Raw genomic sequence first — 12,792 nt, 5'->3', positions numbered from 1 at the left:
GTTTCTATTTTTTACAGCATCCATCCAAAGACGCAATTCCTTCTGAGGTTGCTTTTACTTCATCTGCATCGTAACCTAATTTAGAAATACCTTCTTTAATGGCCTGTAAGGTCGTTTTCTTTGAGTTGTAATAAATAGTAAAAGTCATTTTCTTATCGTCAAGCTCATACATCTTTACACCATTTATTTTAAGCATTTCAGTTTTAAATTTTAGTCCACAGGTTTCACATTCTTTGCAATGGTCGCAGTTTAAAGTAGTTTTGATAACTGCTTTTTGATTTGTTTTCTGTGCTGATACGGTATTACTTGCAAAAAATAATACTGCTAAAAAAAAGATTGATTTTAGTATTGAATTTTTCATTTGATTTTATTAATTTAAAAAAAAAATTAAACAGAGTAATCTACAATGACTACTCTGTTTTTACTTAATTAATGATCGTGCCCTTCCTCATTGTGTGAATGTCCGTGTTCTTTTTCTTCTGGAGTTAATTCTTTAGTTTTTGAGTGTTCGTGACCGTCGCTTTTAGTGTGTTTTTGTTCTACCAAATCCATTTTACAAACAGGACATTTTCCAGCTGTTTCATAGGTTTTTCCTTTTTCACAATCCATTGGGCAAACATAGGCTAATTGATGTGCGTCTCCGGCTTTGTGGTCATGTCCTTCGTGTTCTGTAGTTGATTCTGTTTTAGCCTTTTTATCACACGAAACTACTGACACTGTTGCGATAGCAAATGCCATCATAAGGATTGCTTTTTTCATTTTTTTAATTGTTTATTAATTGATAATCACCTGTTAAATTTATTGTTACTTCGATGTCCTGATTGGTTTTGTTTTTAAAATACCAACCGTGTTTTCCTTCATACGGTGCTATAAAAGAACCTGCCATATTATTAGAATTTGCCACAGTATAACTTTCAAAGTAGCCCGATTTTTTATCTGCAGATTTTACATCGCCGTGCATATCTACAAACAAAATTCCTTGGTTAGTTTTCCATGCGTATTTTACCTGTCCGTATTTTAAAACCGCTATTTTATACTCTAATCCTTTGCCTGCGGGAACAGTAATTTTGACACTGTCTTTTCTGATTTCATACTGCTTCGATGGAGCAGGGTTTTTGCCTTCTATTGGCATAGGAACTTCGGGACTTGAACCTACATTTTTTAAAGTTAATTCTTTAAAACTTGGCGTTACTACTTCTGCTTCATTTGATTTATCTTCGTTTTGATGCAATCTAGAAAAGCCTACTATTTTACCTAAACCGGTATAATCTTTTCCATATTCAGCGGGTAAAACAGCAACTATTGTAATTATAAATGAAGTTACCAAAGCAATACCAGTTGCTTTGATTATTTGTGACGATGTGAGGTTTGGTTGCGAATTATTATTTGTCATTTTTATTTTATTTAAGAATTGAAGTAACCTGAGAGTTGAAAAGCCATTAAAACAAAACCAGCCATCATTAGGGCAGTATTAGTAATAGTAGAAAAGCGAGAAAATGAACTGTATTTTCGCCAAACACTGATCAGAATAAGTACAAAAAGAAGCGCAACAAATTGTCCTATTTCCACACCGATATTAAAACCGATTAAGTTGGTAAACAAACTTTCTTTGTCAAAATTAAACTCTTGCAATTTAGTTGCCAATCCCAAACCGTGAAACAAACCAAAAAGGAGCACTGCCATTTTTGTATTGGGTTGGAAATTAAAGATTTTTTGAAATCCTCCTAAATTGTCAAAACCTTTATATACAATCGACAGCGCAATTACAGCGTCAATTAAATAAGCATTTACTTGAAAATTGAGCAATACGCCCAATAGTAAAGTTATACTATGGCCTAGTGTAAAGAAACTTACATAAAGCAATACTTCTTTTGGTTTGTAAAGAAAGAAGATGACTCCGACTAAAAATAGTAAATGATCGTAACCTGTCAACATGTGCTTGGCGCCAATATATAAAAAAGGCATAAAAGCAGGGCCATTATTATCCATCAAAAAAACTTTTGTATTGTCATCAACGCCGTGAGCGAATACTTTTGTACAGCTTAACAACGTAAAGATTAACACTAAAAAGTAGGGTATCTTATTTTTATTTATCATTTATAGTATGGATTTAAATGTTTATAAACTGTCGGATGTAATATTCTTTAATAATTACATCCGGCAGGTTCTTTTATCTTAATTTGGATTCGTTTTATTAATGGTCATGACTACCGCCACCTTTCATAGCAGACAAGAGATAAAATGCCCCTTTTACAACAATTTTAGCATTGGCAGGAATTGGTTCTACAAATTTTATTTGAGTATAACCCAAATCAGTAGTTCCCGGTACCACTTCAATCGCTTTAAAGTACATTTCGTTGTGCTCTTCTTCTTCTCCTTCTGCGTGTTCAGCATGTGCCTCTCCTTCTTTGTGTTCGTGAGTTTCTTCTTTTGCTACTGGTTTTTTTTCTTCGTGGTGTTCCTCTTGGATATAAACAAAGTACTTATCCCCATTTCTCACAATCGCATCTTTTGGCAATGCAGGAACAGTTTCATTATTGAGGTTGATATTGGCAGAAACATACATACCGGAAATCAATCCTTTTGCATCAGCCGGATTTATTTTGGCGTGAACCGCTACGGTTTTACTTTCGTTAGAAAAGGATTTATTAATACCAAATATTTTGCCTTTTATTGCCTTATTGGATTGATTGGTCAATACAAAATCGACTTCCTGACCTACTGAAATAGCACCTAAATCTTTCTCATACACATTCAAATCCAAGTGCATTTGGCTGTTATCAACCACTTCAAAAAGCGGAATTCCTGTTTCAGCAAAAGCTCCTTTAGCAATGCTAATTTTTCCGACATATCCACTAATTGGTGAAACTATAGGTATTAAAGCACTATTACTGTTAGTACTTACATTCAATGCTTGTAATTTGTTTTTTGCAGCTTGTGCTCTCGCTTTTTCTACAGCCAGTTTTGCTTTTACTTCCTGTAATGTTTTTCGCGGATTCACATTTTCGTCGGTCAATGTTTTTTGACGGTTGAATTCCAATTGCAAATACTCAATATTGGCTGTTGCCGAATTATAGTCTTCCTGCATTTCAACAACTTCCAGGTTTTGAATGGTTGCCAAGACTTTTCCTTTGTTTACAAAAGTGCCTTCCAATACAAAAATATCCTTAACAGTACCACCAATTAGCGTAGCCACTTTAGCGGAATTTTGTGGAGGAACTGTGGTGTATCCATTCGCTTTTATTACTGTATTAAGGTTACGATTCTCAATAGCACCAAATTCAACGCCAACCGTTTTAAATTGTGCAGCGGTTAGTGCCACTTCATTTTCAGATTTTTCTTCTTCGTGAGTTTCTTCGGCTTTCTTGTCGTTGCAAGATGTAAAAATTAATAGGCAAAAAGCAATTGGTAATAGAAAATATTTACTGCTCATTTTGTTTTTTATATTTTTCATTTTAATGATTATTAGTTGTTATAGATTGATGGGAATTGCAATTGAACAGCGCTTTGATTGTATGTATTCAAAGTTTCGGCATATTGCTTTTTGATGTCGATTGCTTGGTTCAGAAAACTGATGTACGTCCAGTAACTCATATCGCCATTGGCATAACTTTTTTGTGCCGTTGCAATAATTTGTTCCGCATATTGTAAACCTTCTTTTTGATAGTAGGATAATCCTTTTTGTTGCTTTTCAAATTCGTTTTGCAATTCCTGGATTTGTAGTTTCAGCGACAATTTATTTTTCTCTAATTCCAGCTCAGATTGCGTAACACTTATCGCCGCTGCTTTAGCACGAGCTGTATTAACACCTCCAAACAGCGGAATTTGCAGCCCAGCAGTAAATCCTTGAAACAAAGATTTTGTATCAATGGTTTGGGCAAAATAACCTAATCCCAGTTTTGGTGTTCGCATTGCCTTGAACGTTTTGGCTTCTTTTTGATATACTGAAATTTGCTGTTGATAATAATCGGTTACTAAACTTTCTACTTTCGATTTATTCGCATCAGTTAGAGTTGTAAACTGTACTGGTGTATTACTATCTGGCACAATGTTCTCTTCGGTTTGAACAAAAAATTGTAATTGCTTTTGATAAATAGCCAAATCATATTCTAATTGTGCTTTTTGGGTTTCAATTTCTTTAACCTTTGCTTTGGCACTAATTACTTCGATATTGCCACTTTCGCCGGTACTGAAACGAAGTTCCGCATTTTTTAAGAATTTGGTGTAGATGTCATTCAATTCGTTATTCAGTTTTTGAATGGAAACACCGTATAAATATTGATAATACGATAAGGTTACCGCTTTTTCGATTTCATATTCAGATAATGCTTTTCGTTTTTCGGCAAGTTTTACCAACTCTTCTTGAAGCTGTCGATTGGCTTTAGTGATTTTTCCTATCGGAAAATATTGCTGTACCGAAACATTGTGGTCATAATCTACACTATTAAATTGTCCGCCTTGGTACTGTACTTGCAATGGATCCACTTGAAAAGCCGTCTTTTTGAGGACGGTTTGTTTTTCAATTTCTTTATCGGCAATTTTCAAATTGATGTTATTTGATTTTGCCTTTTCGATGGCGCCTTCTAACGTAATTGTTTGACTATTTTGAGCAAAAGAGAAACTGCTTATCAATAAAATAATTACTGTTACAATGGGTTTTGACATATTTTTTCTTCTTTTAATTCCTTTTTCAGATAATAAATATAAAATCGGTAAAACGATAAGTGTTAGCAATGTTGCCGAAAATAATCCGCCAATAACTACGGTTGCTAATGGTTTTTGTACTTCGGCACCTCCGCTGGTTGATAATGCCATAGGTAAAAATCCTAGTGAGGCAACCGCAGCAGTCATTAAAACCGGTCGAAGTCTTACTTTAGTTCCAATCAAAACTCGTTGCAAAGGGTCTGTAATTCCTTCCGTTTTGAGTTGGTTGAAATAAGAAATCAATACGATTCCGTTTAACACTGCAATTCCAAACAAAGCAATAAAGCCAATTCCTGCCGAAATACTAAACGGCATTCCGCGAAGCCATAATGCAAAAACACCTCCGATAGCTGATAATGGAATGGCTGTAAAAATTAGTCCTGCCTGTTTAACGCTTTTGAATGTAAAAAACAATAACACCAATATTAAACCTAAAGCAATCGGCAATGCTACTGATAATCGTTTATTGGCTTCGACTAAATTTTCAAATTGTCCACCATAAGTAATATAATATCCTGCTGGGAGTTTAAAATCTTTATCTAATTTTTGCTGAATTTCTTCTACCACACTTTTGATATCTCTCCCTCGAACATTTAAACCCACCGTAATTCGGCGTTTACCATCTTCACGGCTTACTTGAACCGGACCTTGCTCGTAATTCACAGAAGCGACTTGCGAAAGTGGTACTTGTTTACCATTTGGTAATGGAATAAATAAATTGCTCACGTCGGTAATGTCGCTTCGGTTGGCTGCATCCATACGAACCACTATATCAAATCGTTTGCTTTCTTCGTAAATTTTACCGGCACTTTCTCCGGCAAAAGAGGAACGGATAATTTGGTTTATATCCGTTATATTCAAGCCATACAAAGCGATTTTATTGTAATCATATTTTACGGTTATTTGAGGTAAACCCGTTACTTTGTCCGCTTTTAAGTCTCCAATACCTTCAATATTATTGACTTTTGCAATCAATTCTTTGGCTTTAGTATCTAAAATTTCTAAATCGTCTCCAAAAATTTTGATGGCAATGTCACTTCGGCTTCCCGTCATTAATTCATTAAAACGCATTTGAATGGGTTGTGAAACTTCAATATTTGCACCAGGAATGGCCTCCATTTCCTCTTTCATTGCATTCGCCAAATCTTCCCAATTTTCATAATCACCAGTCCATTCACTTTTGTCTTTAAGCACAATAATCAAATCAGCACTTTCTATTGGCATCGGGTCAGTCGGGATTTCACCACTACCAATTTTTGAAACTATGGTTTTTATTTCCGGAAATTTTGCTTTTAGGATTTTTTCATATTCGGTTGTGGTTTTAACCATTTGCGAAAGCGAACTACCCGTCATAATGGTAGCGTTAATAGCTAAATCACCTTCTTCGATTGTTGGTATAAATTCGCCTCCCATATTTTGGAAAACAATAACTGCAAAGACAAACATTCCTAGAGCAATTGCTAAAACTGCTTTCTTGAAACGCAAGGCGCTATCTAAAAATGGTGCGTATATTTTTTCAAACCAAGCCATCATTTTGTCACTAAAATTGGGTTTGTGTTCGGTGTTTTTTGATAAAAACATCGCACTCATCATAGGTACGTAAGTAAGTGAAAGTACAAATGCTCCAATAACTGCAAAACCTACGGTCATGGCCATGGGTCTAAACATTTTTCCTTCCGTTCCTACTAATGCCAGTATAGGAAGATAAACGATTAAAATTATGATTTCACCAAAAGCAGCGCTGTTCCGGATTTTGGAAGCCGATTTATATACTTCGCTATCCATTTCCGTTTGTGTTAAAGCCTTTTGCCTTTTGATTTTTTGTAAATGGTGCATCGTGGCTTCGACTATAATTACCGCACCATCGACTATAATTCCAAAATCGATTGCCCCTAAACTCATTAAGTTTCCGCTTACGCCAAAAGCATTCATTAAAATTACTGCAAAAAGCATGGACAACGGAATTACGGATGCGACAATTAATCCGGCTCGAAGATTTCCAAGAAATAATATCAGTACAAATATTACTATTAATGCACCTTCCAATAAGTTTTTGGTAACAGTTCCTATAGCACTATCTACTAATTTCCCTCTGTCGATAAAAGCTTCGGCAACTACACCTTCGGGTAGGGTTTTGTTGATTTGCTCCATTTTTTCTTTCACCCTATCAACAACCGCACTAGAGTTTTCTCCTTTAAGCATTAGTACCAATCCGCTAACAATTTCGCCTTTTCCGTCTTTTGTAGAAGCGCCATAACGCAATGATATTCCTTCATTTACTGAAGCTACATCCCGAACCAAAACGGGTGATCCGTTTCTGTTTTTGACCACTATATTTTCTAAATCTTTGATACCAGATGCCATACCGACACCACGAATGAAATATGCATATTGGTCTTTCTCGATATAAGCACCACCAGTGTTTTGATTGTTTTTTTCTAAAGCTTCAAAAATTTCAGTTATTGTTACTCCTAAACTATTTAAGGTATTAGGATTAACTGCAATTTCATATTGTTTTAATTTTCCGCCCCAAGTGCTTACTTCGGCTACGCCTTCAATACCTTGTAGTTGAGGAATAATAATCCAGTCCTGAATGGTTCGTAATTTTACTGCATCGTATTTATCTTCATAGCCCTTTTTGGCATATACATCATATTGATATATTTCTCCTAGACCGGTAGATATTGGTGCTAATTCTGGTGAACCTGCATATTTTGGTATGTTTTCTTCCGCTTGTTTTAAGCGTTGAAATATTTGTTCTCTTGCCCAATAAATATCTACATCATCTTTAAACACTACTGTAACCACCGATAATCCAAATCGAGAAATACTTCGTAACTCGATGACTTTTGGAATGGTTTTTACAGCTTGTTCAAGCGGATAGGTAATTAATTGTTCTACTTCCTGGCTGGCCAATGTAGGAGCAGTAGTAATGATTTGAACCTGATTATTCGTTACATCAGGTAATGCATCAAGCGGTAAATTTTTAATGGAATAACTTCCCCATGCTATAAGTACGAGGGTAAATAAAAGTATAATGAACTTGTTCTTTATACTAAACTGTATGATTTTGTCTAACATTGAAAATATTATAATGAATTAGAAATTAGCAAATAGAATATTTGCCATTATTTGTGATAAGGTCACAACTTTCTAACCCGAAATTACTCGGGTATCATTATGCTATTTGAGGTGGTTGCCAAATACTTCCGAAGAAATTGGAAGCAAAAATAGATTTATAAAATGGCTCTTTGGTTTTAATAACCGTAGAAATTAAAGGAAAATCGAAATTAATTGGAAAATGACTTAATATTTGCACTCCACAACAATTGCAAGCGCAGAAAGGAGAACACAAATCTTTTTTTTTATTGTGGGAATGGTTTTCGTTATAGGAGGAAAGTTCCTTTGATGTATGTACCAGACTATTTACTTCCAAATCAGCACAAGGCAAAAATGAAAGTGCTATTAGATAAATTGATAGTATGAGGTTCATCCATTTCACTAATACAAAAGTAGCAATAAAATATATATGATTTAGGGATTAATTAATTTTATTACCATATTTTGATTTAATCCGAAATATTTATTTAGCTTTGCCTAAAATTAATTTTTTATAAATGAAAACCACACACTTGTTTTTTGGAGTTATACCAATACTCTTAATCCTGTTATTTACATCTTGTGATGAAAACTATACTGAAATTCCTGCCGATGATGAAGTTTTAGATGGAACCGTAGAAGGACTCTCCCATGAAGAGTTAGCACGTTTCTTAAAAGGCGATGCGGCATTCAATGAAGTTTTTACCCGTGAAACAGGGCTTGGACCCACATTTGTTGCGACAAGCTGCATCAGTTGTCATGCCGGTGATGGTAAAGGACACCCCTCTACCACACTTACCCGTTTTGGACAAATTGACGAAACAGGAAACTTGTTCCTAAACCAAGGTGGTCCACAATTACAAAATAGATCATTACCCGGATTTTTACCCGAACAAATTCCATCTGGAGCTACTTTTGCTAGATTTACGCCACCAGCAAATACAGGTTTAGGATTTTTAGAATCTGTTACAGATGCAGCTATCTTAGCGATGGCAGATCCTAATGACAGTGATGGCGACGGAATATCCGGTGTTCCAAACTGGATAGACATTCCTGATTTTGTAATCCCAACATCAAATGCTGTTTCGCAAAACGGAAAATATATTGGTCGCTTTGGTAAAAAAGCAGCAGCTCATAGTTTATTACATCAAACGGCAAACGCATACAATCAAGATATGGGAATAACATCCGTATTTAGACCTATTGATACCTATACCCATCTGGAAATCGATCCTGAAATTGCTACAAGTACCGTAAACGATGTTGCTTTTTATTTACAAACACTAAAAGCTCCTATTCAACGCAATCAAGGTGATGCAACTGTTAATAAAGGCGCAACTATTTTCAATCAAATTAATTGTACTGGCTGTCATAAATCTGAATTGAAAACAGGCTATTCACCTATTAAAGCCCTTTCGAATAAAACATTTGCTTCTTATACCGATTTATTATTACACGACATGGGAAGCAGTTTAGACGATGGCTATACCGAAGGAAATGCAAAAACGCATGAATGGAGAACACCGCCATTATGGGGAATAGGACTTTCTGAAAGTTCTCAAGGAGGGAACTATTTCCTAATGCATGACGGTAGGGCACGAACTATTGAAGAAGCTATTTTAATGCATGGTGGCGAAGCAAACAATAGTAAAGCTAACTATCAGAATCTTTCACAATCAGACAAAGAGGCATTGCTCAAATTTATAAAATCAATGTAATCATGAACAGAAAAGAGTTTCTAAAAACATGCGGTTTTGGTTGTTTGGCAGGATTGACGGGTGCTTCATTGCTGCAAAGCTGCGGTTCTTCTCAAGTTTTGGCAAAAGACATAAACGGTTCCGATATTTTAGTTCCATTAACTGATTTTGAAATCAAAGACAATGGGACAATCGAATATAAAAAATACATAATCATACAAAACGAGAAACTAAAATATCCTATTTGTGTTTATCGATTTGGTGCCAATAATTATAGCGCCTTATTAATGCAATGTACCCATCAAGGAACCGAATTGCAGGTTTTTGGAGATAAATTACAATGCTCAGCACATGGAAGTGAATTTAGCAACAAAGGAAATGTAGAAAACGGCCCAGCTGACAGAAATTTACGAAATTTTCCAATTAAAATAGATAACAATACCCTTAAAATATCATTAAAATGAGATTAAAATTCCTCTACATAACATTTTTGTTTTCCTTAAATTTCTATGCACAAATAGACTCCAGTTTACTAAAAAGAACCCAAAATGACAGTACAAAACAAGCATTAAACATGGATGCGGTTTACAATCGTCCTTTTTTAAATATTGGAAAAACACCCATAGCCGTTGGAGGTTATCTGGAAGCCAATTGGCAACGCCTTTCCACCGATGGCGTTTCCGAAGGGCATCAATTTCAAGCCAGACGATTAACCATATTTATGTCATCGGCAATCAGTAAACGGGTGAAATTTTTAACCGAGATCGAATTTGAAGATGGCGGAAAGGAAATCGCCATAGAATTCGCCTCTGTCGATGTTGAATTTCATCCCTTGGTTAATTTTAGAGGAGGAATAATCATGAATCCTATTGGGGCTTTCAATCAGAATCATGATGGTCCAAAATGGGAATTTACCGACAGACCCATTTCAGCAACACAAATGTTACCGAGCACTTTTAGCAATGCTGGGGCTGGGCTTTTTGGAAAAAAATATTCGAACAGTTGGATGATTGGATATGAAGCTTATTTCTCAGGAAGTTTCGATAATTCGATAATTGAAAATACAGAGAACAAAACTTTTCTGCCAGCTGCCAAAAACAATCCGGAACGTTTTGAAGAAATAAATAGTGGAACACCGTTATTTACTGGTAAAATTGCTATTCGAAACAGTAAAATAGGGGAGTTAGGACTATCCTATATGGGAGGGGTTTACAATAAGTATCAAGATGATGGGGTAATAATAGACGGAAAAAGACGTGTTGATGTTTTTGCAATAGACTTTAACACTACTTTGCCAAAAGTAAAAACATTTATAACGGGTGAATGGGCATGGATTAAAGTAGATGTTCCGAGCACCTATGGACAGCAATTTGGAAACAAACAGTTTGGTGGCTTTATGGATGTCGTTCAACCAATTCTTAAAAAAAACATTTTAGGATGGGAAAACGCAGTATTAAACATCGCTTGTCGAGTAGAGTATGTAGACTGGAACGTAGGGACTTTTAAAGAGACCGGTGGGAATATCAGAGAAGACATCTGGAGCATCATGCCCGCGGTAAGTTTTCGTCCTACCTCACAGACTGTTTTTAGGGTAAATTACCGTTTTCAGAAACAAACCGATATTTTAGGAAACCCTCCTGCAACTACTGCTGGGTTTAACATTGGGATTTCGACTTATTTTTAATTTTTTTTGAAAATTGTTTTAAAATCTTGAGTTCTCCAAAAAAAGGTCGACGGGATTATTATTTTAAAAATAGTTAATCTTCAATTATTTTAGTTTGATTTTATTTTGCAAATTTACTTTGTTTGGGGTCAGCTATTTCACCCAGAGCTAATAACCCACCAGATCCAAGTGGATTACCATTTTGCCATGTGCCTGACGTATCAATGACTGCCCGAGCTTCAAAAGATGTTTTTTTTTTACCTTGCTGCACATATAAAACAAAAGCCTGGTTATTTTAGACTGCTCTAAAAAAGTTAGAAACTTATTGGGGTCAGTCAAGGTGGATTTAACCTATTCCTCCAACCATCATTATAATGATAATTTTTCCTAAACTAATAAATCTTCCCTCTCAGGTAAAGACCTAAAAAACAAACCTCCCTCAAATGACTTAAAACGAGGTTGTTTTTTTATACGTTTTCTGCCGATTCGGATTTTTTCAGAGGTTGTGCGACCTGAGTTTTTCATTGTTTCTGCTATGTGCACAACGAAAACTTAGCTGTTAGCGACTGCTTTTTTAGCTAAGAATGAAGTTTATTAAACTTTTTTATATTTTTTTTAGATAAAATATTATACCATTTTTGTGATATAACAATATTTTTCCATTTCCATATATTTTCATTTTCCCAACCTTCAGGAAATCCCATAGCTTTTACATCAATCATTGGGTATTTTTTCAATAAGTCAAATAATTTTTCTTTGAAAGTATGATTTGGATTTATCGTATTTAGTAAATAAATAATCATTGATAAAATGTAGTACGTCCTATTGTTTAAATCAATTGGAGGTTGAGTAACATCATGGTTAGGAAGAGTCGTAATATTTAAAAATGGGTTTATAGGTGATGTAGGGATAGAAGGAGTAATACTCATGTTTCTATTCCAAAGTCTTCCATGATGAGCACAAACATTACGAATATAAACCATACTATGGAGCCAAGATTGGAATGTGGTTTCGTTTACACCAAAAGAATTAGCAATAAATCTTTTTTCTCTGCTCGCTTTAAGATTTTTAAAAACAATTGAAAGGCTACCGAAAGATGTAATCTCCAACATCATCCAACTTGGTGGTAAATTTTCAGAATAACTTAATTTAAAGTTTTTAATAAATTCTTCATCACTGTCATTAAAATCTTTTGTAAAACGCACATTAGTATTGTTAAAAGTCCTATTATTTTGAAAAAGTGTGGAATCATCAAACCAAAACGGTCCATGAGTGTGCGACAACGTATAAATCAGGATCATGCGTAAAAGTTGTGGGGAAATATAAAAATCTAGATATTTGTCCTTCCAAATTTTATACAAATGCAAGATTCTTTTACCAATATACTGAAGTTATTGCTACCTGAAATAATAGTAGACTACTTTGAGCTTACTTCTTATAAGAAGGAAGATGAAATACTTCATTTATATCTAAAAGAGATCTATTCAATTCCTAAAGAATACCGAGGGTCTGAGTTAACATCAAAAGGGTTCTTTGATGAGATAACCGTTCAGGATTTTCCAATTCGCGGACATCAGGTATACCTACATATCACCCGAAGAAGATGGCTTAATGAGGATACTGGAAAAG

12 protein-coding genes are annotated in these 12,792 nt (G+C 35.0%); 4 read left to right on the top strand and 8 right to left on the bottom strand.

The window, feature by feature from the left end; translation table 11 throughout:
- Positions 1-4: 4 nt before the first annotated feature.
- The 7 genes from ACNQGN_RS10990 to ACNQGN_RS10960 all read right to left on the bottom strand — a co-directional run bounded on the left by ACNQGN_RS10990 (position 5) and on the right by ACNQGN_RS10960 (position 8,197).
- Positions 5-361 (bottom strand): hypothetical protein, encoded by a 357-nt coding sequence (locus tag ACNQGN_RS10990; RefSeq protein WP_417987877.1) that lies wholly within the window; start codon positions 359-361, stop codon positions 5-7.
- Positions 362-429: 68 nt separating this feature from the next.
- Positions 430-759 (bottom strand): heavy metal-binding domain-containing protein, encoded by a 330-nt coding sequence (locus ACNQGN_RS10985; protein ID WP_417987876.1) that lies wholly within the window; start codon positions 757-759, stop codon positions 430-432.
- Positions 760-763: 4 nt separating this feature from the next.
- A complete protein-coding gene (locus ACNQGN_RS10980) occupies positions 764-1,393 on the bottom strand; it encodes a hypothetical protein (protein WP_417987875.1) in 630 nt (209 codons plus the stop codon).
- An 11-nt stretch (positions 1,394-1,404) separates the two neighbouring features.
- Positions 1,405-2,097 (bottom strand): HupE/UreJ family protein, encoded by a 693-nt coding sequence (locus ACNQGN_RS10975; RefSeq protein ID WP_417987874.1) that lies wholly within the window; start codon positions 2,095-2,097, stop codon positions 1,405-1,407.
- A gap of 97 nt (positions 2,098-2,194) precedes the next feature.
- Positions 2,195-3,454 carry an efflux RND transporter periplasmic adaptor subunit gene (locus tag ACNQGN_RS10970; RefSeq protein WP_417987873.1) on the bottom strand — a complete coding sequence of 420 codons (1,260 nt, stop codon included), beginning with the start codon at positions 3,452-3,454 and terminating at the stop codon, positions 2,195-2,197.
- A gap of 11 nt (positions 3,455-3,465) precedes the next feature.
- On the bottom strand, positions 3,466-7,785 hold the full coding sequence (locus ACNQGN_RS10965) for a CusA/CzcA family heavy metal efflux RND transporter (RefSeq protein ID WP_417987872.1): 4,320 nt from the start codon (positions 7,783-7,785) through the stop codon (positions 3,466-3,468).
- Positions 7,786-7,882: 97 nt separating this feature from the next.
- A complete protein-coding gene (locus tag ACNQGN_RS10960) occupies positions 7,883-8,197 on the bottom strand; it encodes a DUF6660 family protein (RefSeq protein ID WP_417987871.1) in 315 nt (104 codons plus the stop codon).
- Positions 8,198-8,321: 124 nt separating this feature from the next.
- Between ACNQGN_RS10960 and ACNQGN_RS10955 the strand changes: the two genes are divergently transcribed.
- From ACNQGN_RS10955 to ACNQGN_RS10945, 3 genes are read left to right on the top strand one after another with little or no spacing between them, the layout of a single operon-like run.
- Positions 8,322-9,521 carry a di-heme oxidoredictase family protein gene (locus ACNQGN_RS10955; RefSeq protein ID WP_417987870.1) on the top strand — a complete coding sequence of 400 codons (1,200 nt, stop codon included), beginning with the start codon at positions 8,322-8,324 and terminating at the stop codon, positions 9,519-9,521.
- A 2-nt stretch (positions 9,522-9,523) separates the two neighbouring features.
- The gene (locus ACNQGN_RS10950; protein WP_417987869.1) at positions 9,524-9,964 is read left to right on the top strand and encodes a QcrA and Rieske domain-containing protein; all 441 of its coding nucleotides are present in this window, start codon (positions 9,524-9,526) and stop codon (positions 9,962-9,964) included.
- On the top strand, positions 9,961-11,184 hold the full coding sequence (locus ACNQGN_RS10945) for a hypothetical protein (protein ID WP_417987868.1): 1,224 nt from the start codon (positions 9,961-9,963) through the stop codon (positions 11,182-11,184). Before ACNQGN_RS10950 ends, ACNQGN_RS10945 begins: the two co-directional genes overlap by 4 nt.
- 557 nt (positions 11,185-11,741) lie before the next feature.
- Here the strand turns inward: ACNQGN_RS10945 and ACNQGN_RS10940 are convergent.
- The gene (locus ACNQGN_RS10940; RefSeq protein WP_417987867.1) at positions 11,742-12,464 is read right to left on the bottom strand and encodes an Abi family protein; all 723 of its coding nucleotides are present in this window, start codon (positions 12,462-12,464) and stop codon (positions 11,742-11,744) included.
- A gap of 60 nt (positions 12,465-12,524) precedes the next feature.
- Here ACNQGN_RS10940 and ACNQGN_RS10935 point away from each other — a divergent pair.
- Positions 12,525-12,792, top strand: a 268-nt coding sequence (locus tag ACNQGN_RS10935) for an ISAon1 family transposase N-terminal region protein (RefSeq protein WP_417987866.1), incomplete at its 3' end; no start/stop codon positions are given.

This window comes from Flavobacterium rhamnosi (genome assembly GCF_048286515.1).
Taxonomy (GTDB): domain Bacteria; phylum Bacteroidota; class Bacteroidia; order Flavobacteriales; family Flavobacteriaceae; genus Flavobacterium.
This window is presented reverse-complemented; position numbering and strand designations above follow the sequence as displayed.